General features: G+C 67.3%; 19 protein-coding genes and 8 pseudogenes. 13 read left to right on the forward strand and 14 right to left on the reverse strand.

Annotation, left to right across the window (positions count from 1 at the left end; translation table 11 throughout):
- Positions 1 to 30: 30 nt before the first annotated feature.
- A complete protein-coding gene (locus ABZ939_RS33055) occupies positions 31 to 747 on the reverse strand; it encodes a sulfite exporter TauE/SafE family protein (RefSeq protein ID WP_361863574.1) in 717 nt (238 codons plus the stop codon).
- Between the two features lie 44 nt (positions 748 to 791).
- On the reverse strand, positions 792 to 4,610 hold the full coding sequence (locus ABZ939_RS33060; protein WP_361863577.1) for a glycosyl hydrolase: 3,819 nt from the start codon (positions 4,608 to 4,610) through the stop codon (positions 792 to 794).
- Between the two features lie 1,530 nt (positions 4,611 to 6,140).
- Here ABZ939_RS33060 and ABZ939_RS33065 point away from each other — a divergent pair.
- From ABZ939_RS33065 to ABZ939_RS33080, 4 genes and pseudogenes are all read left to right on the forward strand, one after another.
- Positions 6,141 to 6,515, forward strand: a pseudogene (locus ABZ939_RS33065) (transposase family protein); the annotation flags it as partial.
- 128 nt (positions 6,516 to 6,643) lie between these two features.
- Positions 6,644 to 6,895 carry a transposase gene (locus ABZ939_RS33070; protein WP_361863579.1) on the forward strand — a complete coding sequence of 84 codons (252 nt, stop codon included), beginning with the start codon at positions 6,644 to 6,646 and terminating at the stop codon, positions 6,893 to 6,895.
- A gap of 60 nt (positions 6,896 to 6,955) precedes the next feature.
- Positions 6,956 to 7,132 (forward strand): annotated as a pseudogene (locus ABZ939_RS33075) (IS5/IS1182 family transposase); the annotation flags it as partial.
- A gap of 261 nt (positions 7,133 to 7,393) precedes the next feature.
- A pseudogene (locus ABZ939_RS33080) lies at positions 7,394 to 7,584 on the forward strand (transposase); the annotation flags it as partial.
- A gap of 86 nt (positions 7,585 to 7,670) precedes the next feature.
- Here ABZ939_RS33080 and ABZ939_RS33085 read toward each other — a convergent pair.
- Positions 7,671 to 8,060 (reverse strand): hypothetical protein, encoded by a 390-nt coding sequence (locus ABZ939_RS33085; protein ID WP_361863582.1) that lies wholly within the window; start codon positions 8,058 to 8,060, stop codon positions 7,671 to 7,673.
- 892 nt (positions 8,061 to 8,952) lie between these two features.
- Here ABZ939_RS33085 and ABZ939_RS33090 point away from each other — a divergent pair.
- Together ABZ939_RS33090 and ABZ939_RS33095 are read left to right on the forward strand one after the other, a co-directional pair.
- The gene (locus ABZ939_RS33090) at positions 8,953 to 9,663 is read left to right on the forward strand and encodes a hypothetical protein (protein WP_361863585.1); all 711 of its coding nucleotides are present in this window, start codon (positions 8,953 to 8,955) and stop codon (positions 9,661 to 9,663) included.
- Between the two features lie 213 nt (positions 9,664 to 9,876).
- Complete coding sequence (locus ABZ939_RS33095; RefSeq protein WP_361863588.1) at positions 9,877 to 10,023, forward strand: hypothetical protein; 147 nt, start codon at positions 9,877 to 9,879, stop codon at positions 10,021 to 10,023.
- Positions 10,024 to 10,241: 218 nt separating this feature from the next.
- Here ABZ939_RS33095 and ABZ939_RS33100 read toward each other — a convergent pair whose 3' ends face one another.
- Complete coding sequence (locus ABZ939_RS33100) at positions 10,242 to 10,463, reverse strand: hypothetical protein (RefSeq protein WP_361863591.1); 222 nt, start codon at positions 10,461 to 10,463, stop codon at positions 10,242 to 10,244.
- Between the two features lie 175 nt (positions 10,464 to 10,638).
- Here ABZ939_RS33100 and ABZ939_RS33105 point away from each other — a divergent pair, with 175 nt between their 5' ends.
- Positions 10,639 to 11,100 carry a pyridoxamine 5'-phosphate oxidase family protein gene (locus ABZ939_RS33105; RefSeq protein WP_361863594.1) on the forward strand — a complete coding sequence of 154 codons (462 nt, stop codon included), beginning with the start codon at positions 10,639 to 10,641 and terminating at the stop codon, positions 11,098 to 11,100.
- A 28-nt stretch (positions 11,101 to 11,128) separates the two neighbouring features.
- Here ABZ939_RS33105 and ABZ939_RS33110 read toward each other — a convergent pair.
- Positions 11,129 to 11,686: pseudogene (locus ABZ939_RS33110) on the reverse strand (IS5 family transposase); the annotation flags it as partial.
- A gap of 37 nt (positions 11,687 to 11,723) precedes the next feature.
- Between ABZ939_RS33110 and ABZ939_RS33115 the strand changes: the two are divergent.
- Both ABZ939_RS33115 and ABZ939_RS33120 read left to right on the forward strand, forming a co-directional pair.
- Positions 11,724 to 12,584 (forward strand): serine/threonine-protein kinase, encoded by an 861-nt coding sequence (locus ABZ939_RS33115; RefSeq protein ID WP_361863596.1) that lies wholly within the window; start codon positions 11,724 to 11,726, stop codon positions 12,582 to 12,584.
- A gap of 76 nt (positions 12,585 to 12,660) precedes the next feature.
- Entirely contained in the window at positions 12,661 to 13,962 is a 1,302-nt protein-coding gene (locus ABZ939_RS33120; RefSeq protein WP_361863598.1) for a pentapeptide repeat-containing protein, read from the forward strand.
- A gap of 359 nt (positions 13,963 to 14,321) precedes the next feature.
- On the opposite strand, the gene ABZ939_RS33125 is transcribed toward ABZ939_RS33120, so the two are convergent.
- Positions 14,322 to 15,188 (reverse strand): hypothetical protein, encoded by an 867-nt coding sequence (locus ABZ939_RS33125; RefSeq protein WP_361863601.1) that lies wholly within the window; start codon positions 15,186 to 15,188, stop codon positions 14,322 to 14,324.
- A 452-nt stretch (positions 15,189 to 15,640) separates the two neighbouring features.
- Here ABZ939_RS33125 and ABZ939_RS33130 point away from each other — a divergent pair.
- A pseudogene (locus ABZ939_RS33130) lies at positions 15,641 to 15,810 on the forward strand (transposase); the annotation flags it as partial.
- 48 nt (positions 15,811 to 15,858) lie between these two features.
- On the opposite strand, the gene ABZ939_RS33135 reads toward ABZ939_RS33130, so the two are convergent.
- The 3 genes and pseudogenes from ABZ939_RS33135 to ABZ939_RS33145 form a co-directional block, all read right to left on the reverse strand.
- Positions 15,859 to 16,143, reverse strand: coding sequence for a contact-dependent growth inhibition system immunity protein (locus ABZ939_RS33135; RefSeq protein ID WP_361863603.1), 285 nt, complete (start codon positions 16,141 to 16,143; stop codon positions 15,859 to 15,861).
- A 110-nt stretch (positions 16,144 to 16,253) separates the two neighbouring features.
- A complete protein-coding gene (locus tag ABZ939_RS33140; RefSeq protein ID WP_361863606.1) occupies positions 16,254 to 16,700 on the reverse strand; it encodes a hypothetical protein in 447 nt (148 codons plus the stop codon).
- A gap of 73 nt (positions 16,701 to 16,773) precedes the next feature.
- Positions 16,774 to 17,129, reverse strand: a pseudogene (locus ABZ939_RS33145) (serine/threonine protein phosphatase); the annotation flags it as partial.
- 491 nt (positions 17,130 to 17,620) lie between these two features.
- Between ABZ939_RS33145 and ABZ939_RS33150 the strand changes: the two are divergent.
- The gene (locus ABZ939_RS33150) at positions 17,621 to 18,094 is read left to right on the forward strand and encodes a GNAT family N-acetyltransferase (protein WP_361863609.1); all 474 of its coding nucleotides are present in this window, start codon (positions 17,621 to 17,623) and stop codon (positions 18,092 to 18,094) included.
- Between the two features lie 98 nt (positions 18,095 to 18,192).
- On the forward strand, positions 18,193 to 18,966 hold the full coding sequence (locus ABZ939_RS33155; RefSeq protein WP_361863612.1) for a transposase family protein: 774 nt from the start codon (positions 18,193 to 18,195) through the stop codon (positions 18,964 to 18,966).
- Positions 18,967 to 19,015: 49 nt separating this feature from the next.
- Here ABZ939_RS33155 and ABZ939_RS33160 read toward each other — a convergent pair whose 3' ends face one another.
- Positions 19,016 to 20,752, reverse strand: coding sequence for a hypothetical protein (locus ABZ939_RS33160; RefSeq protein ID WP_361863615.1), 1,737 nt, complete (start codon positions 20,750 to 20,752; stop codon positions 19,016 to 19,018).
- 63 nt (positions 20,753 to 20,815) lie between these two features.
- Positions 20,816 to 23,530 (reverse strand): hypothetical protein, encoded by a 2,715-nt coding sequence (locus ABZ939_RS33165; protein ID WP_361863617.1) that lies wholly within the window; start codon positions 23,528 to 23,530, stop codon positions 20,816 to 20,818.
- A 175-nt stretch (positions 23,531 to 23,705) separates the two neighbouring features.
- Here ABZ939_RS33165 and ABZ939_RS33170 point away from each other — a divergent pair, with 175 nt between their 5' ends.
- On the forward strand, positions 23,706 to 23,897 hold the full coding sequence (locus tag ABZ939_RS33170; protein WP_361863620.1) for a hypothetical protein: 192 nt from the start codon (positions 23,706 to 23,708) through the stop codon (positions 23,895 to 23,897).
- Positions 23,898 to 23,996: 99 nt separating this feature from the next.
- Here ABZ939_RS33170 and ABZ939_RS33175 read toward each other — a convergent pair.
- The 3 genes and pseudogenes from ABZ939_RS33175 to ABZ939_RS33185 all read right to left on the reverse strand — a co-directional run.
- Positions 23,997 to 24,143: pseudogene (locus tag ABZ939_RS33175) on the reverse strand (DUF2236 domain-containing protein); the annotation flags it as partial.
- A gap of 140 nt (positions 24,144 to 24,283) precedes the next feature.
- The gene (locus tag ABZ939_RS33180) at positions 24,284 to 25,738 is read right to left on the reverse strand and encodes a hypothetical protein (RefSeq protein ID WP_361863623.1); all 1,455 of its coding nucleotides are present in this window, start codon (positions 25,736 to 25,738) and stop codon (positions 24,284 to 24,286) included.
- Positions 25,739 to 25,751: 13 nt separating this feature from the next.
- Positions 25,752 to 25,943, reverse strand: a pseudogene (locus ABZ939_RS33185) (transposase); the annotation flags it as partial.
- Positions 25,944 to 26,215: the final 272 nt, after the last annotated feature.

Raw genomic sequence — 26,215 nt, forward strand, 5'->3', positions numbered from 1 at the left:
CGCCGCCGTTCACTCTGCTCCGGCTACCGGTCACAGGCCGGCCAGCAGGCGTCCGGTGTATCCGACCATGACCGTCCAGAAGAGGCCGGTGTATCCGCGTTCGCCGATTCGGGTATTGAAGCGCCGTCCTAGGAAGGTCGCGACCAGCATCAGCGGCAAGCACACGAGGGCTGTGAGGTAGTCCCTGCCTTGGAGGAGCGACGCGTCTGTCCAGATCGCGGTCTTAGTGACGTCGCCGATGAGTGAGACCATAGACAGGGCACCGACGAGATGCAGGCGGTCGAGGCCGAGCCCGCGCAGGGCGATGCCCTTGAGCGGACCGGAGGTTCCGCTGAAACCGGAGGTGGCGCCTGACGCGAAGGCCAGCACCGGTGAGCTCAGCCGCCGCCAGCGCGTGAGGCCGACCGACTCGATCAGGAACGCCGTGACGAAGCTGATGATGACGGCGATCGTCACCACGCGCTCCGACGCCGAGACCAGAAGTCTTGCGCCGAGGAACGCCCCGGCAGCCACGAGGACGATCACGGGGGCGGCCTTGCGGTACGGCAGCGTTCTTCGGTACGCGAAGACCTTGACGACGTTGTTGGCGGCGAGGAGCAGAGCGGCCAGTGCCACCCCTGACTTGGTGCCGAGTACCAGGGCGAGCGTGGGAACGAGGATCAGACTGCCGCCGAATCCCGCCGAGGCGGACAGCATGAAGGCTGCGGTGACGGCCGCGAACACCGTGAGAAGCAGATACCACTCCATCACCGCTCCTCGGTCCCTGGACGGGGAAGTCGCTGCCCGCCCGCTCATTCCGTCGCGTGGTCACCGATGTGGCCGCCGTCGCCGTGGGGCGCCGCACGCACGACGTACGTGGTGCCTCCCACCACCTTTCCCTGGACGTCCGTCTGCAGGACGTGGAGCTCTCCGTGCCCGTTCTCCGCGGAAGGCGGCAATTGGACGTTGAGGGCCACGGCACGCGATCCGCGCTGCGGGATGTGCACCGCGCGCACCACGTTGTGCCGGTCCTCCTGCGGGAACATCTCGTAGGCGTGGTCGAAGTCGAAGAAGTGGTCCCGTCCCTGCCGGTCGGTAAACCGGTCGGGGAAGTGATTCTCTCCGTGGTGGATCGGCCGGACACCCTCCCCGGGCCGTGGTCCCTCGCCGGGCCCCTTCTCGAAGACGGCGAACAGCCGGCTTCCCGCCGGCAGGCCTGCCCAGTGGACGAAGATGTTGAACGGGCGCCGCTCCAGGGCGGGGTTGTTCAGCTGGAGGATGAAGGCGCCTGCGGGCGTCGTCGTGCCGGGAAGGGCGTCCTCGACCTGGAGGTTCTTCAGCGCGACATGCTTCCTCGAGGTCACCAGGGTGCCGACGTCGAACTCGCCCGCGCCGTTCAGCGGGTCCTCCGCACAGGTGGCGACGGCGAGGATGCAGGAGTGCGCCGCGGCCGAGGGGGGAACCGTGAAGTCCCATTCGAGGACGCCAGGCTCGGCCGGCTCCAGCCGCGGAATCGTGAGGGTCGGTCCGACCGGCGTCCACACGGTGGCTGTCGGCGTGCCGGTGAACGGTCTGCCGCTCGTCCAGAAGTCGGCGGGCAGGGCCGGGAGCCCGGCCGAGGCGTCGGCGAGGAAGGCACGCACCTGCACGTTGGTCGCCGTGCTGATGCCGCGGTTGTGCACCTGCACGTAGATGCGGTTGACCCGGCCGCGCCGGGCCGTGCGGTGCTGCAGCTGCGTCAGGGCGACGTAGTCGCCGATCGGCGACGGGGTCTGGTAGTTCGGCTCGGGCGAGTCCACCAGGATGTCCGTGCTCTGCCACCACCACAAGGTCCGCAGTCCAGCCGGATCGAGGGGGTCCACCACGCCCGAAGGGGAAGGCTGGCTTCGGCCGGAGTCGAGCATGTTGTCCCGCAGGTAGAGGTCGACCATGCGCGGCGGGACGGCGTCGATGGGCCGCTCCCAGATGCTGCGGCCATGGGTCCCCGCCCGCAGCAGTCTGCGCTTACGGTGCAGGGCGAGGTCGAAGACGGGCACATTGGGGATTCCCTGGTCCCAGGGGAACCAGTTGAGCCCCGCGTCCTCGGTGCGGAACACCCCGACGTCGCACCCGCAGAAGAGCCTGTTGGCGTTGTCGGGGTCGATGACGATCGTATTGACCGGGTTGGCCTGTGCCAGACCGTTGGAACGGACAGCCCAGGTTGTATCCGCCGCTCCCCGTCGATAGACGTGGTGATTGCTGAACTCCCCGGGAAAACCTTCGCTCGAGAGGACCGACGCCAGGCTGGCCCAGACGGTTCCGGAGCTGTCCACTGCCAGGTCGGAGATCCACAGGAAGGGGAGGGGAGCAGCGGTCAGGTCGGTGCGCGTCACATCCACCGGGTTCCAGGTGGCGCCGGTCTTTTGGAGCCGGAAGATACGACCGCCGTCCGTGCCGATGTAGACGACGGTGCTGTCGGTCGGGTGCACGGCGATAGCGGTGACGAACGCACCGAGCCCGGCGGTGACGGCCGACCAGGTGTCCGCGTTGTCGGAGCTTCGCCACAGCTCGATACCGCCGAAGTAGCAGGTGGACGGGTTGCTGGGGTCGAGTTCGAAGGGGGCGTAGAAGAAGGCTCCACCGGTGATTCCGGCGTTCTTCACCATCCAGCTCAGGCCGGCGTCGTCCGACCTGAAGAAGGTGGTGCGGATGTACTGGTGATACATGCGGGTGGGTTTCGACGGATCGATCGCGGTGAATCCGCCGTCGCCCCCGTCCACCTGCCGCCATGCGGGAACGCCCTCGTAGCGATGTGTTCCGTTGTCCTGGGTGCCGCCCAGCATCACGTTCTCCCACTCCGGGTGCTGGGAGACGGAGATGTACTGGAGCGTTCCGAGGTCCCGGTTGCGCGGGTTCCAGGTCGCACCGCCATCCGCCGACACATACACGCCTCCGTCGCCGACGTCCCAGCAGGTGGTCGGGGTGGCGGGGTCGAAGGTGAACGCATGGTGGTCGGAGTGGATGTTGGGCGCGTAGTTGAAGATTCCGCCACCGGTGGTACGCCACAGGGTCACCTCGCCCAGGAACATCGTGTTGGCGTCCGTGGGGTGCACGGCGACGTGCAGGTCGTATCCGGTCTGACCGGTGATCCTGTAGTTGACCGTATGCGTGTGGCCAGTAGCGTCGGTATTGGTGGTTGCCGTGATCAATCCCCCGCCGGCCAGCGTGGCGATCTGCTGGGCGGTGACCGACAGGGAGTGCGTGTGCGCCGGGGTGCCGTCGGACGTGCTCGTGTACACACGAGCGGCGGGCGCGGCGGTCAGGTCCGCGGCGGGGACGGTGAAGGAGTGGGCATGGCCGGCCGTCGAGGACGTCCCGCCTCCGACCTGGACGTTGAGTCGGACTGTCACGGCCGACCACGTGTTACCGCCGTCCGTTGTCCTGGCCACTCCCGCGAGGCCACCGACGTAGGCGAAGACAGCAACGACGACAGCGGCATCGGTCAGCTGCTGAGCGAGCTCGATCCGGTCGCACGTGGTGGGCAGAGCCGGGGACGAGATCTGCGTCCAGGTCGACCAGCTGCCCGAGGTCCGGGTGCTGGTCCACAGCCCTGAGCCGTAGAGCGCGGCGAGGAGTTTCACGGTGCCGGCCGGGCCCGGCTGCCGCAGTACCACCAGGTCGCTGAAGTTGCCGGGTACGAGCTCCACCCAGTTCGCGCCGTCATCCGTGCTCTCGTACACGCCGATGCTGGAGGAGAGGAACAAGCGCTGCCCGGTGTTGTCGGTCGGGTCGAAGAGCACGCGGGAGATCTCGTCCCGCTCGAAGCGGGTGGTCCCGAGCTCGGTCCACGTGTCGCCGCCGTCGTGGGAGCGCAACAGGCCGTTGCCGTAGTAGGTGCCGCCGTACACGTTGTTGTACTCACCCGTACCCGCGAGGATGTGCAGCCGGTCGTCGGGGTCGATGGCGATGGTCCCGATGGCCAGACTGCGCTGGTAGTCGGACTTCGGGGACCAGGTCAGTCCCTGATCGGTGCTCTTCCAGAGCCCGCCTCCCGCCGTACCCACGTACATCGTGGCCGAGTCCGTGGGGTCGATGGCCACGCTCAGGGTCCGTCCGCTGTACGAACGACTCCCCCGGACGATCGGCCCAGGCCCCACCGGAGTCCAGTTCACCACCCCCGGTACCGGTACGGAGGGGTCGAGCTCGTCCGGAGCCGCTTCCTCCGTGGCCCGGCGGCCCGCCTCGAACCGCTCCCGCCGGGAGCGCAGCGACCGTATGTGCGAGATCTGCGTCTCGCGGACCCCGGGCGGTACGTGTCCGAGATGCCCAAAGCGCTGTGCGAAGAGCACCCGGTCGCGCTCGGTGGGGTCCTCCTCCCCGGCCTCGGGCGCGGGCCTAGCCTCGAGCTCCGACGACTCGGGGAGGGTCCCGGGCTCGTCATCGGCTTCGGTGACCATGGTGGCGTCGCCAGGACCGGCAGGATTCAGAACCTCCTGTTCCCGTACGACGACGGTGGCCTCGGCCCTCACTCGCCGCCCGTCGAACGAGGAGGCGGCCATGACGGAGTGCTCGCCCGGATCCAGGTGCATCGTCGATATCCGGACGATGAAGTCACCCGTACCCTCCGGCCGTATGCCGTCCTCCGAGGGCAAGCCGACCAGGATGCGATCAACGACGGCCGGACGTCCGTCGACGGTGAGATCAACTGTCCAGCCGTTCCATCCCTCTCCACGGAGGTCCACGCGCGTGCCTTGCAGAAGCTCCTGAGGGTAGGCCTCGACGGTGGCTGTTGTGTTCGCGTCGTCCGTGTCCGGGTGGCTTCCTGAGCTACTCCCGTAGACATCCATGGCCATACACCCTCTGATCACACTGCAGTGGGAACCGGGCCCCGCGCCGCGACTCCTGGGTACGGGGAGAGCGCTGACGGATACTGCGGGGGAGGGAGATGACCCTGCGCCGCCTCACACACACGTCAGACCGCTACGCATCTCAGGTTACATATTCACCATAGGTCCCTGTCATGTGCTGTGCATCCGGGCCCGAGAACTGCCCGATCGGGCGGTATGGTTGAGTAGTTGACGACCGGTCGATGCGGCACGACGACCTGTTCCTCAGGCTGAGGGACCGCAAGAAGAAGGACTGGGATAAGCACGGCCGTGCTCGTTTTGTCCGACGTCCTCGTACTCGTCGGCGCAGGGTTTGTTTGCGTCGTATGGGCGGGGTGGTCCGCGCTGGCTGAGCGCGGTGGCCACGACCCCCGCCCCATGCCCTCATTTAACGACCCAGACGTGGACCGGTCACGTGGTCGACCTGACAAGTCCCAGTCACCGCAGGCTTTTAGGGGCTGCGGCGACACGGCTTGCACAGACCTTCCCCCAACTTCCCCTTGACTATTCCTTCCCCAAGGTTGGGGCTCAGGAGCCCATGCCTGCGGCGCCAGCGAACACCATCACGGTCAGTGAAATCAGCTCCAAACTCCTCGATGAACCCTTCCCAGTCTTCTTTGATGCCCTCCCAGCCCATCGGCGTCCAATCGGAAACGGGAATGAAGTTGGCTGTCGGCGGTGACCAGTGGAACGTCATGTCACCAAGCTGACCTGGGATGGCAACGGGCTGGCACCTGGCGGCACTGGCGGGAGATAGCCCACTGCGTACAGCACGTCATCTGGCGCAGCATCAGCACCCACGACATCCTCACCAAGCCCTGACGGGGCGGTCTTGCACCACCGGTCGGGCGTCGTGTCCAGAACCGGGCCTGGCGAGCATGGGCTCCGCCAGGGGCCGTAGCCCCCAGGTACTCGTTCCCGACAGGAAGCCGTGCGCTCTGGGGTCGGCACGGCTCCCCCGCCTGTGGGGTCAAAGCCGGCCCTGTTAGCGGACGCTGCACTTCATATGTACGACTCGGACCCGGTAGTGCCGGAGACGGTGGTGGTACGCGCGCTAACGAGCTCGTGCACGGTAGGCGCTGGAACGTCGAGCTCTGGATCGTCGATCATGGCTGCGTGGTGGGGAACGTGACGCGCGCGGTGATCATCAGCGACCGGAGGGTCACGGGGCTGTCGGCCGGAGTGATTGCTGAACTCGTTGCCGAGGTAGGTCCGTTGTGGCATGAGCGTCACCTGGCCAGGCTCGCCTCCCGGCCACGGAAGCGTGCCGTGGGCGCCGGTGCGAAGCACCAGCTGGTGTTCGTCGATCGACTGCTGGCCACCCTCGTCCACCTTCGTCACGGGGTCACTCATGATGTGCTGGCCTGCTGGTTCGGCGTGGACCGCTCCACCATCACCAGGGCCATCAACGAGGTGCGGCCCCTGCTTGCCGAGCGAGGATGCACCGTCAGGCCAGACGTACGGTTGCGGACCCTGGCCGAGGTCATCGATCACCTCGGTGCCAGCGGGAAGACCGGTGTCATCGACGGCACTGAGATCCGGGTCCGGCGCCCCGCCGCAGGCCGCAAGGACCGGGACAAGTTCATCTCCGGCAAGAACAAGCAGAACGCCGTCAAATCCATGGTGGTCACGGACGACGAGGGCCGCGTGCTGTGGTGCAGCCCGACCGAGCCCGGAAGCTGCGCGGACATCACCCACGCCCGTCAATTAGGGCTGGTCGAACTCTTGGCTGACGGGCCGCGGTGGAGATCCTCGCGGATGCCGGCTACCAGGGCCTGGGCGCTCAGACCGGCGGACGCGTGGTCACGCCACCACACCGCAAGTTCAAGAAGAACGCTCCGGACTGGTACGAGGAGATGCACGAGCGGCAACGAAAAGCACACTCCTCACGCCGTATCCGTGTCGAGCACGGGATCGCGCACCTGAAGAACTGGCGGGCCCTGGCCCGACACCTCGGCCGCCGAGAGCACATGAGCGATACCGTCCGGGCCATCGCCAGTCTGCTGAGCCACCAGCAGAGCTCAGACCTGACATCGGCACCGCACATGTGAAACAGGAGTCCGAGCAAACCCCTCGACATCCCACCGCTTACCGTGCACGAGCTCGTTAGGGGCCGTCGGCGGGCCGAGGACCGTGAGTATCTGGCGGCGATCGTGTTCGTGGCGTGGCGGCAGGCGCCGCTCTTCGGGCCTGCCTGGCCGACCGTCTACCGCCGGTGCGCCCGCTGGAGCAATGAGCGTGTCTGGGCCCGGCTGCACCGGGTGATCCTGGATGAGCTGGGTGCCCGCGACGTCTTAACTCGTGGGCCCGGGGCGCGGCCCGGCTGCCAGGAGACATGCCATGCCCCCAGCGCCGCCCACCCCGCCCGCGACGACGCGCGCAGCGGCATGAAGTACACCCAGGCAATTGCGGCCGCGAAGCATCCACACGGGGGACCGGGAAACCAACTCGCCCCGCGAATACGAGCGGCTGGTTCCGGATGAGCTGTGGGACTTGTTCCTCCGGGATCGACTCGGTGAGTATCCGGGCTCTCAAAGGGGGCTGTTGACGGTCTACCAGTCGCGGTGGCCATTTCCGCGGCCAACACCCACGACAGCCTCGCTCTCCAGCCGCTGGTCGCCTCGATCCCACCGATCCGCAGCCGGCGTGGGCCCCAACGCGGGCGACCGGACAAACTCCATGGGGACAAGGGATACGACTTCTCAACCTGCGGCGATGGCTTCGTGATCGAGGTATCACGCCGGCTCCACTGCCGGTACGAGCACAAGCCCGAACACTTCCTCGCCTTCACCGCCGTCGCCACCACACTTATCAGCTACCGACGACTCACCAGGTGAAGCGACTTCCAAGACCGTAAGATCCACCTGGCCATGGGGAGGTGACTGCGAGATAGCACGAGCGAAGCCGGAAAAGCTGAACATCGCAGTTGAGATCTCCGCAGCTCTGCGTGCTCTTGGCGCTACGGATCTGGAGATCAAGGAGCGGGAGCTCGACGGCGGCGGCTGGATGACCGAATGCGTCATGAGGATCGACGATGAGGACGTGCAGTTCCACGTCATGCACCACGAACGCGTCGACACGTCCGTCCGCCTCATCCTCGAAGGATGGCACTTTGATCAAGTCGACGCGTCGAGCCTTCGGCAAATCGTCATCAACGTCCTGCCGGGTGATGCGATGATCAAGTCCAGGCGCACGCTTCTGCGTCACACCGGCCATGCCCTGAAGGTAGTGAGCAAAACCGTCGCCTTTTACGCCTGGAGCGAGGCGTTCGTGAGAGAGCGTGCGGCCACTTGGAGGCCCGTCTCCTTCTCTCCACCGAGAGCTAATTCTGCGTCAACCTCAGTAGCCGTTCGCACCCTGAGCTGGTTCTTTGCCGACGGCAACTGCGCCGGGCGGTGGCATGTCGGCAACGTCGCCAGTGGGACCAGTTCAGTGCGTGATCTGAGAGACACCAAAGGAAACGACTTCGCAGAGAGACATGCCACGGTGGCGCTCGCAGAGAACGGGAGGCTTTGTCCACGAGGAGTGGGAGCGGACCTAGGGGCCAAGCTGCCAGGAGGGAAGTCTTGTGTAACCCTGTTGCTGTAGCTCACTCAGCGGCGTGATCTGGGTATCACGGCGATCACCACCCCGTGTGCCGTCACCTTCGCCATGTCGGCATCGTGCCGGCCCCCGATCGCCCCACGCCCTGGCCCATGATCGGCGGCCCAGGCGATCGAGCACCGCACGGAGCACTCGAACAGGATGAGCGCGCGGCCCTCAGACCTCTGCTCGGCTCGGCCCCCGAGGACAGCCTCGACCTGGGCGGGGATGGGGCGCCACGCCGGCGCTCCCCGCCCGCCGGGCGGAACCTGCCGCCGCGGCAAGCATGTGACATCCGAGCCGCCCCGGGCGGGGAGCAGGGCACCGGAAATTCTCCGTTCGCGGAGTGGGACAAGACCTTCGGCGGCCCTCGGCGCTGCGCGGCCATCGCCGACCGGCACCGAGTCCTACCGCTTCCGCATCACCGAAGCCGAACGGCGGACGCCCTGACCGGACACTTGCCTGAGGCCCGCCGAGCCCCCGTAAGCAATGAATCCGCAGTAAATTACCTCTGGAGGACTGTGCGATGTTTCTTGCACAACTTAACTTCAATGAGTCAGTGGGAGTAGCGGCACTCAATGCAGCCTTCACAGCGATCCTGGTCGGAGGTTTCGCTGCCCTCCTAGTCAAGCGTTTCGAGGTTAGAGCCTCGAAGGACCTCAAGAAGCGAGACCTGGAACACCAAAACCGGACAGCTCTGCGCGAGACGTACGCGCAACTACTTGTCGCCCAACGAAGATCCCGTGAGGCATCGGTCCAGCTTGCCGAGTTTCGCAAGCCCTGGCGGCGGCGTCTACGTCGCCGGCTGCCAGCCATCGCCCGTTCAACAGCAGATGTGGACTTGGAGGAGAAGGTGCAGCTGACTCACGACGAGTTCATCGAGACGTATCACCGCCTCAACCTTGATGCAGACGAGCAGATGTGGCGAGATGTACGTGCGCTGCGAGAGGTGCTCGACCATATGCGGGATCTTGGGAAGAAAGGTGAGGCAAAGCAGTGTCGTGCGCTCCGCAAGACCGACGCCAGGAACGCACGCCAGAACCTGGAGCGCAGTTTCCGAGTCCTACTCGACCACGATCCCCTTCAGGATCGAAAGCCGATCAACGGAAAGTATGATAAAGGAGAAGTGTCCCAAGCCCCCTCTCGGAGCCGTTTTGCCATGCTACGACCGGCGTCAGAATTAATGAGAATGAAAAAGCGGAATCAATCGGCGATTTCGCTCCCTGGGGCTTCATAGGCTGCGCGCAGGAAGGTCAAGAACGCCCAGCGTCGAGCGCCCGATGGTCCTCCCGAGAGATCCGCATGCCCCTCGACGAGGTCGTGGCAGTCCTGCAGGACCTGAACGAGTTCGTGGTTTCCCTCGACCGACTCACATCCCGCCAGGCGTCCGGAACCGCCGACGAGTACACCGTCGGCAAATTCGGTCGCCGACTGGGATGTCGCTCGGCGATTGGCGCGCGCCCGACGCGTCTTCAGCGTCGCGCTGGATGCGCATCTGAGCGAAGAAGACAACGCCGAGATCGACGCGCTGTGCGACAAGGGCCGCTTCTACGGCACGGACACCACCGTCAGCCCTTCCACCGACCAGTCCAGCTGAGACAGCAAGCGCATCGGACCGGACCAATCGAGACGGGGATCAGTCGGCCGAGACAGAGCGGTACAAGAAGCGGAACACCGTTGAACCGGCGATCAACCGGCTCAAGCGGCACAGGGCTGCGGCCACCCGATACGACAAGCACCGATGTGTCTCCCTCGGCACCGCCATTGCTGCGGCACTGATGATCCGGCTCCGCTCTTGAAGGCCGGGATCAGTCCTCATTCGCCCTCCGGCAGGTGGTAGTAGACGGTCCCCGACCGCCAGGTGCCGTGTTCGGTCGCCTCTGACGAGATCACTACGTCCTGGATCTCAATAGGTCCCAACGCGTCGATGGTGTCGGCCAGCCGTCGCAAGAGGGCCGGAACGCTGTCGCAGCCCGGGCCAGCCGGGTTGGCCTGAGAGAAATGGCGCACGGTCCAGTGTTCCGGAGTGTTAATCATGGGCTGATCGTAAGACCTGCCGTGGTCAGCAGACCGACCCCTGAGACCAGGCGACTCACATCCCGGGGCAGCCGAGACCATAATCGACAGGACAAGTCCTGGGCGACGGTCCGCCTCCGGGCCTAGGACCTGCGCCCCATGCGCACCGTGAACCTGCTGGCTAGTGTCGGAGCCCATGCAAGCTACGGAGATCATTCGCCGCAACACAGCGGAGCGCACGCGGGACACCCTGGAACGGCTCGGCTCAGAGCGCGACATATGGGTGTCGACGGCCCACCCCGACCACGGCCCGCATCAGGTGCCCCTGTGGTTTCTGTGGGACGGGCAGGCAGCGTGGATGTGTACCAGCGCGAACTCCGCAACCGCGCGCAATGTACGCAAGGAACCGCGCGTACGGCTTGCGCTGCCGGATGCCTTCGACGTGGTGCTGCTGCAAGGGGAGGCGAAGTGCTATCCCGCGCGGGAAGTGCCAAAGGATGCCGCAGATGCGTTCGCGGGCAAGTTCGGCTGGGATCCGCGTATGGAAGACACCCCCTTCCTGTACCTGCGCGTGGCGCCGCAGACAGTACGCGCCTGGCGCGGAGTACCAGAACTGCGTGGCAGGGTCGTGATGCGCGACGGGGCGTGGCTGGGGTAGCACTCGCATAGTTCGTGTGCTGGCCGCGATCGGGTGGGACACGTGGCCGAGCCGACCCGATGCGGGGCACGCGGACCTTCTCCAGCACGGTTTCGAACTGCGGCGAGTCCCCGCGCTGTCCAGCGGTGATCACGACGGACATGGGCTTCTGTCCCTGCTCGACGGCCAGGTGCAGCTTGGTGGTGAACCCGCCGCGCGAACGTCCCAGCCCGTGATCAGAGGGCTCGGTGAATGCGCCGCAGGGTGCTTCTTTCTGCAGGTCACCCCGTTTCACACGCCCCGGCCGCATGCTGATGAGTGCGGCACACCGTGGAGTCGACACTGAAATCCCACGTGATCGCACCCTCCGCATCAACCAGGGACTGCAGCCCCGTGAGGGCCCGGGGCCATACCGTCCCACTTCCATCAACGGAACAGGTCGCAGTTCCGGCCCCACGGCCCGTACTCAACCGGGACGTCCCTCCATGGGGCCACCGGTACGGACCCGGAACCGTATGCCGTCGATGAGCTGCCGCCGGGACCATGGGCGACCGTCCTGCCTGCCATCAGCCGGCGTTCGACAGCGCCGCAGCGCCCTCACCGATATCCATCGACCCGAGGCGTCCGAATGCTACTTTCGACAGGTGGCCCGACATCAACCCATTCAGCTCGGTACACAGATCGCGGGCTACCAGGTGGAGCATGAGATCGGCCGCGGGGGAATGAGCGTCGTTTACCTCGCGACGGATCTACGGTTGGGCCGCGCCGCGGCCCTGAAAGTGCTCGCCCCCGAACTGACACTCATCGACGATCTCCGTCGACGTTTCATCAACGAGTCGCGCGTGGCCGCTGCGATCGACCATCCCCACATCGTGCCGATCTACGCGTCGGGAGAGTCCGACGGTGTCCTGTACATCGCCATGCGCTACGTTGCCGGGCCGGACCTAGGGGCTCTGCTGGACCGGGACGGTCCCCTGCCGGTGACAGATGCGTTGGGCATCGCCGCGCAGGTGGCGTCTGCGCTCGATGCCGCGCACGAGAACGGTCTCGTACACGGGGATGTGAAGCCGGGCAACATCCTCGTGGCCGCGAGCGGTGTCGGTGACGATCCCTATGCGTATCTCATGGACTTCGGACTGGCGAAGCCGTCACTGGATGCGTCCTCCACCTCGGTGGGTGAGTTCGTGGGCACCCTGGACTATGTGGCTCCCGAGCAGATCTCCGGCCGCCCTGTAGACGGTCGGGGCGATCTGTACAGCCTCGCCTGCGTAGTCTATGAGGTCCTTGCGGGTGGGCCCGTATTCCAGAGGGACGATGACATGGCGCTGCTGTGGGCGCACCAATACGACCAGCCGCCGGAGCTCTCCGGGGCGCGTCCGGGGCTCGCGCCGGCCGTCGATAGCGTGATGGCGAAGGCGTTGGCCAAGGCCTCTGACGATCGTTTCGGTTCATGCCGGGAGTTCGTGGAGGAGTTGTTTTCCGCCGCGGGCGGTCTGGCGAGCTGAAACGATGCCCCGGAGACGCTGGTGGCCGCGCCGATGGCGCCATACGAGCGGTCGGTACGCGCCGGACCTCTGGCCCGTGTGGATCGTGGCCGGTCTGGCTGTGTTCGTGGTCTGCCTTGCTGGCGTCGTGGCGTACTGGCTCGTCCGCCGGCTGACAGCACCCACGGAGACCCTGGGCGTTCCCGACGGCATCAGGCTCAGCATCGCCATCCTGACGGTCTTCGGCGCGGTGCTCGCCGGTGTGTACGCCTATCGCAAGCAGCGCATCGCCGAAGGGGACGCCCACCGGGCGGACGCGACCCAGTTCGCCGAGCGCTACAGCACGGCAGCCGGCCAGCTCGGCCATGAAAGACCTGCCGTGCGACTCGCCGGCGTATATGCGATGGCCCGGCTGGCCGACGATTGGGTGGAGCAACGGCAGGTTTGCGTGGACGTCCTGTGCGCCTATCTGCGCATGCCCTACGAATGGAACCCGGAGTCCGACCAGTACAAGAAGGGAGAACGGGAGGTACGGCAGACGATCATCCACGTCATCCGCGATCACCTCCAGGAGTCACGAGAGGAGTCTTCCTGGTCGACCTGCGCTCTCGATTTCACCCGCGCGACCTTCGACGGAGGCGACTTCTCCGGCTGCCGGTTTCGCGGCAGTGTCTCCTTTGCCGAAGCCGACTTCGTGGGTGACTTGATCAGCTTCGACGAAGCCGGATTCCTCGACGGGGTGGTCACCTTCCACGGCGCACGATTCGGCGCCGGCCCGGTCACGTTCAACGACGCGCAATTCCAGGGCGGTACGGTCAACTTCAACCGAGCGCGGTTCAGCGACAGTGCGCTTTCCTTCTGCGGCGCGCAGCTGGGTGCCGGCGACATCACGTTTCACCATGCGAGCCTCAGCGGCGGGACGCTCGCCTTGGACGAAGCACGGTTCAGCGGCGGCAGAGTCGGCTTCGACTACGCGCAGTTCGGCAACGCCACGGTCACCTTCAACCGGGCGCGACTCGAGGACGGTTCGCTCGCCTTCCGCCGCGCACGGTTCACCGGAGGCACGCTGAGTTTCGACCACGCACACTTCACCGGAGGTGCCGTCACCCTCGACGACGCGGAATTCACAGGCGGTACGGTCACCTTCTACGCGGCGCGGTTCGACAGCGGCAGCGTCACCTTCGACTACGGGCAGTTCACCGACAGCACGGTCACCTTCCACCACGGGCGATTCAACGGAGGCACCATCTCGCTCGGCCACGCCAGGTTCAGCGGCGGCATGGTCTCCTTCGTCCGCGCCCAGCTGAACGGGGGCCGGGTCGCCCTCTCCGACGCACAGTTCAGCGGCGCGAACGTCAGATGGGGCCGCCTCCGGCCACCCGAGGATGGGACGGGCTGAATTCAGGGCCGACTCTCACGAGCGAGTGCTGTCAGAACCGGCCCACCCGAGCTGATGAGCCCGCGCATTGGCCGAGGCTCGGCCGTCGCGATTTTGGCGAGCAGCGGGGCGACTTCCTGGTTCACGCGGGCATCTGCTACCTGCTCCCAGGACCGTTCGGCACCGGCAAGGCGCACGGTCTCGGGCAGGTGCGCGATGCTGCCGGACTCGGCAATACGAGCCGACAAGGGCAAGACGCTGACGGTGTCGGCTGTGTGCGCGCTCATCACCGGTGCAATTCCGGGGTGTGTTTTCAGTGCGGCAGGAGTGCCAGTCCCCCACCGCCGTGGTGGCCCGCCCCGGGTGGGCGGGCCTGGACGTCAGCCCCTGCGGCGGCGGGCGACGAGCACCGCGGCCGCGCCGATGACGATGACTGCCCCGCCTGTGACGGCGAGCGCGGTCGTGCCCCAGGATCCGGTGTCGGCGAGCCGGCCGCCGGTGTTCGGCGCATGGGCGGCGGAGGGGGTGGCGGTCGGGGAGGGCTTGTTCGACGCCGTGGCCGACGGAGCGGCCGTCGGCGTTGCCGGCGAGGCCAGAGTCGGGGTCTTGCTCGGTGTCGGCGTCGGGGTCTTGCTCGGTGTCGGCGTCGGCTTCGTGTCGACGGGCTTGATGCGGAAGGCCTCGTTGGCGTTGGCGTACCCGAGGCAGTCGACCTTCTTGCCCGTGTCCGGGTACTGGTAGACATCCGCGAACGCCCCCGAGAAGGCGAACTCCGCCGAGGTGAGGTCCGCGGGGAGTTTGCCGACGGCCTGGACGCGCAGGTCGTAGCTCTTGGTCTCGCCGGCCTTCAGTAGCGCGATCTCACCGACGGCCGCGGGCCCCGTCCCGAGGTCGCGCCAGCTTCCGTCGGCCGCCTTCACCTGCGCCTTCACATGGTCCTTGAGGTCGTACGCCGGGAACTCGACCTGGTGCCAGGGGTACGCGGTCACTCTGACGTCCGTCAGGTCCTCGCTCTCGATGTTGGTCACCGAGCCCTTGACCGGCTGCCAGCCGGTGCCCGCGACCAGCGGATCGGTGACCACGTCCACCGTCGCGGTGAGCGATTTCTGCTCGTAGTCCCCGTAGGCGGTCGAGACATCCGTACAGCTGGGCAGCGCCGCCGGAGTCTCCGCGGCATGGGTTGCCGGTACGGCGAGGAGCAGTGCGACGGTGGTGACAGCCACGGTGGCGGCCGGGCGGAGCTTCATCGAGGTTCCCTTCCATAGGCGCCCCATTGACGCCTGTTCGCAAGGAGGACCGCTGGGACGGCCGAAGGGTTGCCCTGCCGGACAGCACTCGCGCCTCACGCGGGAAACCTGTGGTCCACCCACTGCCAGGCGAACTTCAGCAGCACCGCCGCCGCGATCGCGACCGCCGTCCGGGGCATCGTGACGCCCACCGGCTGGAGGCGAAGAAGTCCTGGAGCCGCGGGACGACGAGGACCAGGAGGAAGGCGCCGCCCATAGTCGCAACCAGGGCACGCAGCCCTCCAGCCGCCGCCTCTGGGTGCGACGGTCCGCGGTGCGTTTGCTTCACAATCACCCGGCTGAGCGAGCCTCGACTTGCCCTGCCGTCGGTCAGGCGACGAACGGGTCGGCGGACCCGGTCACGGCACTGGGTTCTGTCCAGAGGATCACGTGACCGCCTCGTGTGGACGCCATTGTTCAGGTCGTGGGCGGGCGATCTGACGAATGAAGAGTCGGCGCGACTTGCGCGGCATCTGCCGAAGTCCGGAGGCCGTGGTGGGCGTTGGAGCGATCACCGAACAGTGATCAACGAGATCTCGTTTCGGACCGCACAGGAGTTCCGTGGCGGGATCTGCCGAACCGGGGAGCTGGGAGACGCATGGACGGCACTGCCTGGCCCTCCGTCTCTCGGCTACGCCAGGGCTTCCGTGACCATGAGGAACCACCTGGACACCTCAAGTCCATCATCGCGGGGGTCGTAGGAGGCGCCAGCCTGATCGATCCACAGGGCGGCGAGCTCATTCTCGGACATCCCCGCGGCCAGGACCCCTTCGATAGCCCGCCGCAAGATATCCACCCGTTCTTCGGACTCGTCCCGCCGGAACGACTCCACGACCTGGACCGGCGTTCCGGATTCCAGGTCGTAGTCCTGGTGGAAGTACGCCCCCGCCAGATAGACGATCGGCTCCGGCAGCATGACGGCTCCAGGAAGGTCGTGGAATCCCGGCATGAACGGGGTCGCGTCATGCTCATCAGCGCCCCCTCACACAGGATTGGGCAAGGGCAACGGCGGCCGACGCCGGTGTGTCACAGAGCCCACCAGCAATACAGCCGCTGGCCGCAAGCCTGAGCGCGCTGAGCCAGTCCGGCCAGGGCTCCCAGGACATCGGCCGTGACCTCGACCCTGAGCCCGATCTGCCTGAGTTCGGCGGTCATCGACCACGGCTCGGCAAAGCGGACCAGCTCGTCCGGCGATGCCGCGGCCAGGGCACCGATCAGGGTGTCCGTCAGGCTGACCACGAACGGCGGGCCGTCCTCCGGCTCGGACAGCAGCTGGCCGGACCGCGAGCGCTCGCTGGCCTCCTCATAGCTACAGCCGGTCATGACGGCTTCGAGCTTGGCGATAGCGACTACCGGGTCGATGTTCTTGAGGTAGACCACGTCGAGTTCCGCCTGCCCCGGCCCTCCAGGAGTCTGGAGGACCGCAACGGCCGACTGATCGTCAGCGGCAGAGAAGTAGTCACACAGCGGCATGCAGACAATTCTGGCATCCACCGCTGACAGTCCTGCCAGCACCGCCAGTGCAGTCGACGACCGACCACGCAGGGGACACCAGCAGCTCGACCGAGTCCGTGAGGTCCTCCAGGTCCCAGCGAGCCAGCGCCGCCGGGCCCGGCCCGGGGCCGGGTCCTCCGGCTCCAGGAACCAGTACGCCACCCTTTCAGGCTCGATCCCGACGAACCGGGCCGCCGGCAGCGCGATGTCGTCGTCCCGGTCGCCTGGGCCGAGCATGCCCAGGACGTCGTCGCTCAGCGCCTACAGCGGCGGCGCGTCCTCCCGGCCGATGAGCAGCGCGGTCGCGGCGAGCCGCTCGCGCAGCTGCTCCATCCCCGTCCGCACGAGCCGGGACTCCACGCAGCCGTCCGCGTAGAGCAGCAGCGTCCCGCAGCCGCCCGCAGGTGCGCCCGCCTGACAGGCTGCCGTTCGAACGGCACCCCAGGAAGCGAGACCGGTGCCGACGCCAGCGTCGGGCAAAACCCGCAGCGTGAAGCCAGCTATCCCGACCTCACACGACTCAGGGCAGGCCCTCGGAGGCCGAGGAGCGGTGCACGGTGATCCGCGTGGCGCCCACTCTCCCAGAGCCACCCAGAACCGGCGCCCGCACGAACCGGAGCTCCTGGCCGGGTGGTGCTGGTCAGGGCGTATCGCCTTCCCACTCCCTCGGGGGTCGCCGGGACGCGGGCCCATCACGCTACCGACGGCCGGTGACACCGCCTGAAGCGTTCCTGGAGTGCGGCATCAACCGCCTCAAGAGAAACCGAGCAGTGGCCACCCGCTACGAGAAACTCGCCGTCCGCTACGAAGCCCTGTCCTCGTCGCGGCCATCAACGAATGGCTGCGACCAGTATGGAAATCAATCCACCGCACCAGGGCACGGAGGTGAAACTCACCTCATGACCACAGACTTCACCGTCCGTCCGGCCCGACCCGCTGATGCCCGGCCCCTGGCCGAAATGCGCTGGATGTTCAAGCAGGAGGACCACGAAGGGCAGCCACCAGCACCGGCCCGGCCCCTGGAAGAGGCCGAACACTGGATCCACGACCGGCTCAGCGATGGCCATTGGCACGCCTGGGCCGTGGAGACCGGCGGCGAAATCTGCGGCCACGTCTTCCTCTGCCTGGTAGAGAGCGTGCCGGATCCGTACACCGCCAACACCCCGGTCGGCTACGCCACGAACTTCTACGTCACGCCGTCACAGCGCAACAAGGGAGCAGGCTCCGCGCCCCTGGAGGCGCTGAAACAGCACTCACGCAGCTCCGGCTTCGACACTCTGATCGTCTGGCCGTCCGAGCGCAGCAGCCCTCTCTGGCAGCGGTCCGGTTTCCAACCCCCAGAAGAACTGTTGGAACTGCCGCTCGACACCTGATGAGATCCACTTCCGATACAGGCCCTTACGAGCTCGTGCACGGTAAGCGGTGAGACGTCGAGCTCTGGATCGTCGATCATGGCTGCGTGGTGGGGAACGTGACGCGCACAGCGATCATCAGCGACCGGAGGGTCACGGGGCTGCCAGTCGGTGTGATCGCTGAACTCGTTGCCAAGGTAGGCCCGTTGTGGCATGAACGGCACCAGGCCAGGCTTGCCTCCCGGCCGCGGAAGCGTGCCGTGGGCGCCGGTGCGAAGCACCAGCTGGTGTTCGTCGATCGACTGCTGGCCACCCTCGTCCACCTTCGTCACGGGGTCACTCATGATGTGCTGGCCTGCTGGTTCGGAGTGGACCGCTCCACCATTACCAGGGCCGTCAACGAGGTGCGGCCCCTGCTTGCCGAGCGAGGATGCACCGTCAGGCCAGACGTACGGTTGCGGACCCTGGCCGAGGTCGTCGACCACCTCGTGCTGTGGTGCAGCCCGGCCAGTCCGGCAAGCTGCGCGGACATCACCCACGCCCGTCAATTAGGGCTGGTCGAACTCTTGGCTGACGGGCCCGCGGTGGAGATCCTCGCGGATGCCGGCTACCAGGGCCTGGGCGCCCAGACCGGCGGACGCGTGGTCACGCCACCACACCGCAAGTTCAAGAAGAACGCCCCAGACTGGTACGAGGAGATGCACGAGCGGCAACGAAAAGCACACTCCTCACGCCGTATCCGTGTCGAGCACGGGATCGCGCACCTCAAGAACTGGCGGGCCCTGGCCCGACACCTCGGCCGCCGAGAGCACATGAGCGATACCGTCCGGGCCATCGCCAGTCTGCTGAGCCACCAGCAGAGCTCAGACCTGACATCGGCACCGCGCACGTGAAACAGGAGTCCGAGCGAACCCCTCGACGCCTCACCGCTTACCGAGCTCATTAGGGCGTCATCGAGGCTTCCATGAAGCCGACGGACAGCGGATTCCTCGGGTCGCCGTGCAGCTCGTCGCCGGCGAACACCACGAACTGGTGCCACCACTCGGCCATTTGTCTCCCCGGGAACATGTCGCTCTTCCACGGCTTGGCATCCGCGAAGACGTACTCCGCCCACGCGTTGTCAGCGTTGGGCGGGTGGTGGTAGTACTTGGCCCCCGCCCTCGGCCATACGGTCACCTGTGACCCCGGCGTACGCACGTCCTTCAGGAAGGCCTCGGTCGGCTCCCCCATGCTGTAGGGGCTCCACACGATGCGTACCTGAAGCCGTTTGCCGCGGGCCTTGGCGGTCGCGAGGAGCCGCTGCTGGCCCAGGCGGAAGTTCACGGTGTCGAAGACGAGTACGCGGCCGGCGGCGGCCCGGTTCCCGGCATCCTCGAGCAGGTCCCAGAGCGCGTGACCGCCACTGCTGAAGCCGCCCACCCAGACGTCGTCCGCGACGCGCAGCGTCCCCCGCGCCGGAGCGGTGGCGCCCGGCTGAGGAGGTACCAACGGCTCCGGCTCGCCGGTCCGCAGCAGTTGCTGGCCCACCCCGCCGTACATACCCAGCGTCCACAGCAGACGCAGCGCCGCCGACACGCGCCCGGCGTTGCCCGGACCTTTGGCGGTGCCGTAGCCGGGGTCGGGCACCGGCATCAACAGCACCCGCAGGCTGCGCGTCTCCGACAGGAGCCGCGGCGCTGTGCGGTCCAGGGCGTACTCCATGCCGCAGGGCAGTGCCCCGTAGGCGCCGAGCGGATTCGTCGTGCCCGTGCTGTGGTCGATCAACTGGTGCCAGTCGGGAAGCCCGGTGATCTTCACCTTCTGTGCCCGGTTGTGGCCCTGGAGGAGGAAGCGGCAGAGGTTCCGCATGCCCTTGGTGGCGTGGAGCGGTTCCGTCAAGGCACCGATGTCCGTCGAGGGGTAGGTGTAGGCGCTGGCGACGGGCCGGAAGAAGACGTACCCCCCGACGGTCGTCCCGTCGGGCAGGGCCTCCCTGTCCGGGGGCGCGGCCTGCCCGCCGGCGGCCTCGGGAAGCGTCGCGAACCAGAGCACAGGGGTGACACGGGTGTTGAACATGACCCTGAGCCGGGCCGGCCGGGGGTTAGCCGTCGGTTCCAGGTACCAGGGGTTGAACCCGGCCTCGATGTTGTTGGGGCAGATCCGGAAGTGCAGGGCCCACCACAGATTGGTCACGTCGAGGAACTCGGTGTCCACCTCCACCGTGCTCCCGCCCGTCACGTTGAGCAGCGGGTGATGGCCGAAGAAGCTGCGTACCCCTCGACCGGGCGACCAGTTCGGCACCTTCTGCGTCACCTCGGTGTTGCCGCCGCGGTCGAAGACGGTGAGCCGGTAGCGGGGAACCTCGTAGGCGTCCGGGACGAGCCGGCCCCGTGCGCCGACCGTGAGCCGCTGGGTCACGGTGAGCGCCTCTTCGTCGTGTCCGCCCATGCGCAGCCGCACGCTGAACGTGAGCCGCAGCGCCGCCGCCGTGTCGGGCACGGTGAAGGAGGATTCCGTGTCCGACGGCGTGCCCGCTGTCGCACACGGCCGCCCCACGGCGGGATCGGACCACGTGTGGAGCTCCCGCACGTCCAGCGCGGTCAGCGCCACCTCCACCGAACCATCGGCGGGGCCGCCCTGCGACCGGCGCTTCAGGAGGAAGTGGTCGGACTCCTTGGGGCGCCGCCAGCGGATCGTCATGGGGAAGGGCATCGCACTACCCCGCCGGGCTCTCAAGCCGCGTGACCGGAGCCGTGCCGCGCCTCACAACTGCTGTCCCGACTTGGGGTCGTACTTCACCTGGACGGCGACGACCTGGTCCGTGGGGAGCACCTCGACCCATTGGTCGAAGACCTGGTACGGCTCGGCGGGACGGAAGCCGCCCTCCAAGGGGTCGAACCCGTTCTCGAAGACCATCTCCGCGGCCAGTGCCTGGTCGAGGTTCTCGCCTGCGAGCGACTGGAGGTGGTCGGCGAGCAGTTCCAGAACCTGGCCGACGTTCTTGTTCCGGTACGTCTCCGGGTCGTCGTCCTGGACTTCGTAGGGCAGGTCGAAGCCCGCCTCGCCCTCCACCTTGGCCAGCCACGCCAGCGCGGCGCGCTCCTGGCCGGGCCGGATGGGCAGCACGGCCTTCACCCACGCCGCGTTGAGGAACTCGTTGCGGCGTTCGTCGGCGTCGATCTGGATGAGCCACCCGAGTGAACTACCGAGGGGCGCGGGCTGGGTCTGCTCGGAGATCAGGTAGTTGACCCGCCACTCCTCGGGCGATTTGTAGAGCTCCGCCCGGGAGTACCAGCCGGCCACGGTCTGCCCGGCCAGCGGCAGGGGGGTGCTCCCGCCCGATGGCGCGGGCTCCTCCAGCGGGGGCACGGGGTACCTGCCGGTACTGGTCTGGGTGGGCGGGCTGACCGGGCCCGGCCGCCAGAAGTCCGGGGCGACGAAGTACAGCATCTCGTCCACGTCGAAGTACTGCTGGATCTGCCCCGCCTCCAGGTACGGCGGATGCGGGTTCGTCGAGTCCTGCGGGTACTGGTCGCTCGGCAGTTTCCTGATGAGTTTCCGGAACACCGTCCGGCGCTCCTCGCTGCGGAGGTCCTCGGCGGGACGGGCGCGCATGGAACTGACCATGCGGAGCCTCTCGCGGACCGCCTCGCCATAAGCCGCGTGCTGGATCCGCTGCACCTCCTCCTTGTATTCGGCCTTCGCCTTGTCGTTGAGCTTCTTGACCTTGTCCTTGGCGTCCTCCGTCGGGACGTAGAGGAGCATGGCGTCGAAGGGCAGCGACTTACGGCCCTGGAAGTTCGCGTACGTCAGTCTCAGGGTGACGATGTTCTTCTCCACGTCGACCTGGGGGTCCGCGAAGGTGACCTGGGCGCCGTGCTTGTCCAGGGACGCGATCTGGCTGAACCGGTAGCCCTCCGGAACAGGGGGAAGGGGCCGGTCGAAGCAGAACTGGATGGTGTCGTCCACCTCGTCGACAAGAGGGACGTTGTTCTCGTGCAGCCCGCGACAGGCATTGGTCGGATTGGGCAGGTACGTCTCTTCGGCTTCGTCGTCGGGTCCGCTGTCGTGCCGGAACTCGATGTCGAAGTGGAAGGGAATCTCCTTGTTTTCGGGAGCCGGGATCTCCTCGGGCTTCTTGATCGACGAGAGGTCCGGGGCCTGGACGACGTGGACCATGTCTCCCAGCCCCAAGTCGCGTCCGGGGTCGGGAAGGTGGATTTGCCAGCACAACCGCGTGCCAATGTGCTGGAGCTGGATACCGACCTTGCGCATCTTGCGCCGCAGTTCGAAGTTCACCAACTCGTCCCCGGTGTTGTTCAGGACGTAGCGCCGGCTGGAGGTGTCGGTGGTCTCCGTCACCGTCTTGAACGTGGTCTTGAAGTTCCGCTTGATCTCGCTGGTGGCCTTCGCGGTCTGCGTACGGGTGTGCTTGTGCGTGGTCTCGGAGCCCCGTTTCACGGTGTTCTGCGTGCTGAAGCTGGCGCTGGCGTCGGCGTGGTAGATCTTGGCGTTCACCCCGCCGGTGGCGCTCACGCCGAGCTTGGTGTCGCTCGAGTTGTCCTCCTTGACGGCGTCCGCGACATCGCTCTGCTCGGTGAGGCTCTCCTCCGTCTTGTGGGACGTCTCCTCCGACTGCTCCGTCACCTTCTCGACCAGCGTGCGCCGGGTGCTGCTCTCGACCACCTCCACGGTGCCGCCGGGGCTGACCCAGATGTGGCCCGCCGGCGCTCCGAGGAACGTGTCGAACTCGAAGAAGTACTCCCGGAACAGGTTGACCAGCCCCACCGGCGACAACGCACCCCCTGCGGCATCCTTGTACCGCTGCGACAGCGCCTGGAGCGCCGCGTCGGTCAGCGCACGGGCCGCGGGGCCGCGGAAGCGATCGAGGGTGGTGAGGCCCCCGAACGCCGAGGTCGGGTGCACCGCGGCGGCGGCCATGCCGGACGTCGCACCGATCCAGTTGCTCAACGGCTGGTAGACGCCGAACGCCTCGCTGGCGTACGGCAGGGTGCCGACGAAGTCGTACACGGGCCGGCCGGTGTACACCGGGGCGCCGCCGGCGGGCATGACCATGGACTGGGAGTGGCTCGAATTCGTGCCCGGTGGAGTGGTGAACGGCACGGACACGAAGTCGTTGCCGGGCGTGGACTTGAAGAGTTGCACCATGCCCTGGGACTGGCGGGCCGACGCCACAAACGCGATGGTCACACTGCCGGCCGTCCCGGCCTTGGCAGCCGCGTACTGATGGTTGGACTGCGGGTCCCGCCACACGATCGTGTCCGCCACCGCACCGACGGTGGGGAAGGCGCTGGGGTCCAGCACGACGACGGTGCTCGGCAGGGCGAGCGTCATCCGCTGCCCGGCCGGGATTTCCGCGTTGAGTCCTTCGACCTTGTACGACCACACGCGGTACGCGTTGCCGCTGCCCGTCACGGGGACGGTGGACGCACCCGCAAAGGTGACACTGAACGCCACAATAAACTCCTCAATATGCACGACCTCCCTCGCTATATCCCGCGACGCGCGGTCGCTATCACCGGCGGAGGCGTCACGTCACGCGAACAGCCCCCTTGAGCGGGTCGAAGAGAGCCGGGGGCCGCCAGGCTGGAGCGCGAGGAGTGGGACAGCCGGCACATCGAGGAGCGCACACGTGGACACCTACACCGTCGAGTACACGGCCCCGAAGACCCCGCCACTGAGGGAACGCAAGGTAAAGGCGGACGACTACGCGGTGAAGGGTGACTTCGTCGACTTCACCACCCTGGACGGCGCGAAAGTGTTCAGCATTCGCGCCGACGTCATTGTGACGATCACCAAAGAGGCGCCCTCGCCGCTTCCGTAAGCATCCCGGACGGCTGCATCCCGGATAGGGCCCCTGTGATCCAGCCCGCCGGGATCGGCGCCGGCGGGCTGGACCATCAGTGGGCGTCTGCGTGAGCGATTAGGACACCGCGCTGGAGATGTCGTAATCCTTCTTCAGCGTGTCCGGGATGGCGTCGTGCATGACGAGTCCGCGGTGAGGAGAGGACAGCTCGAAGATGGTGGTGAGGTGTCCGATGCGGTCCAGAGCCCTGGCTCCGAGGGGGGCGAGTGGTCCTCGATGAGCTTCCACCAACTTGAAGGCGCTGCCCAAAGGGCTGGTGTGCCGGTCTGTCGGGGGTTCACGCTGTCCGTGGGCGGGGCAGTCTGCGGGGAAGCTCATCCCTCATCGGATGACTTCGGCGTTCGTCAGGACGAGCAGGGCGCACAGGAGGTGGGCGACGCTGGCGGGGGCGATGCGGAGTTTGGTTTCCGCCAGTTCTTGATGTGGGCGAAGTCCTGTTCGGCCGCCAGCCGCCGCTCCGCGTTGATCACCACGAGCGGGTCGCCGGAGGCCGCGTCGAGCGCCTTCATCGATTCGAGGTGATCGTCGGCCCAGCGTGCGGCCTCGGCGTCGGTGAGCTCCGGCAGGGGCACGGCGCGGATCTCGTCGCGCTCGACGATCAGGGCGTCGCACCGCCACCGACTGACGTTCAGCAGCGCGACGGGGCCCTCGTCGCCCACCCGTTCGACGCCCGCGGGCCGGAGGAATCCGGACTGCCCGGGCAGCCCCCGGATCTGTTCGATGAGCTCCTCAAACTCACGGGCCAGCTCCAGTCGCCGGTCCGCGCCGAGCGGGTCCTTGCCCCCGCCGGGCTCGGCGTCGAGCGCGGCGCGGAGCTCGGCGAAGCGGGCGGCGAGTGCGGGCCGGGCGGTGCTGAGCCTGGCCAGTTCGCTCCGCCCTTCCAACAGCCAGCTCCCCAGCAGGACTCGACCCTGCTCCAGATACTCCGCGGCGAGTCCGGGGCGTCCGGCGGCCAGGGCGTTGGCGGCGGCATCGCAGGTCACGCCGGGCAAGCGGGCGAGCAGCGCCTCCGCATCGGAACGCCGCAACCCGCGCCACAGGCGGCGCGGCAGCAACTCCATGTACGCGCCGTAGGCCTCCAGGGCCTCGCAGCCGCCGAGCCGCTCGCCGGCCGCCTTGATCGCCCAGGCTCGGGCGGAGTCCAGCCGCTCGTAGATGGAGGAGGCGGGGTCTGCGGCGACCTCCCTCCGGAGTGTGTACGCGGCCGCGAGATCGCCGGTGCCGGACCGCTCGGCCAGGCGGAGCGCCTGGTTGAACCGGATCGAACCGTGCCCAACATGGCCCGCCAGCGACGCGGCCATCGCGGCCTCGCCCCACCGGCAGGCCTCGTCCAAGTCGGCGGGGTCGCCGGTGCGCTGCAACGAGACCGCCAGGTTGTCGGCGGTCATCGCCCACCCTGCTCCGTTCTCGGGAGTGAGCCGCAGACTCTCGCGGGCGGCGTCGGCGGCCTCCCGATACCGGCCGAACCTGACAAGCACGCCCGCGAGGTTGGAGAGTAGAAGGGGCCGGCTGGCGCCGTCGGCCGGGCTCGTGTCGAGGGCCTCCCGCAGCAGCGCGGCGGCCTCCTCTTCCGCGTCCCGGTGATGGAGGCCGGTGAGCACCATGGCGAGGTTGCTGAGCTGGTCAAGGCGGTGCGCGGACCGCGGTGGGGAGGCCTCGACGGCTCTGCGCAGCCACGCGACCTCCTCCTCCAGCAGCTCCGACTGGTCGGTGAGCCGGTATCGACGGTGCAGGAACAGGCCGAGGGAACCGGCCTGGACGGCCCAGTCGGAGGACGTCTCCGGCCCCTCCGCCAGCACGGCGCGGCCCCTAGGGCCCATACCGTTCCGGCACATCCCGCCATGGTGCCCCAGTCCGTGTTCGCCACCGTATGCCGTCGATCAGCTGCCTCCGGGTCCATATCGGCGACAGTCCAGGCTTCTTACCGGTCGGCAACAAGGGCTCCAGCCGGGCCCATTGCACATCGGTCAGGTTTCCACGCGACACGAAGCGAGATCTCCGCATCTGAAGATCCACTACCGATACAGGCCCTAGGGGGAGCGGGGGTCCGGGGGCCGGGATCGCTGTTCATGGAGCGGGGCCTTCCTCGGTGGCTGAGCCGTCAAGCTGAGGTCTGGCCGGGAGGCATCTCATGCTTCACGTTCGGGGGAAGAAGGCGGTCGGGCCCGCCGCACCAAGTGCGACGGGCCCGACTCCATCGTGGCCGAGGCGGGATTCGAACCCGCGCAAGCCGGAGACCAAGCCCGAGAAGCCCGAGCCGAAGCCGAAGCCGGAGC

It is taken from the genome of Streptomyces sp. NPDC046712 (assembly GCF_040645695.1).
In the GTDB taxonomy this organism is placed as follows: domain Bacteria; phylum Actinomycetota; class Actinomycetes; order Streptomycetales; family Streptomycetaceae; genus Streptomyces.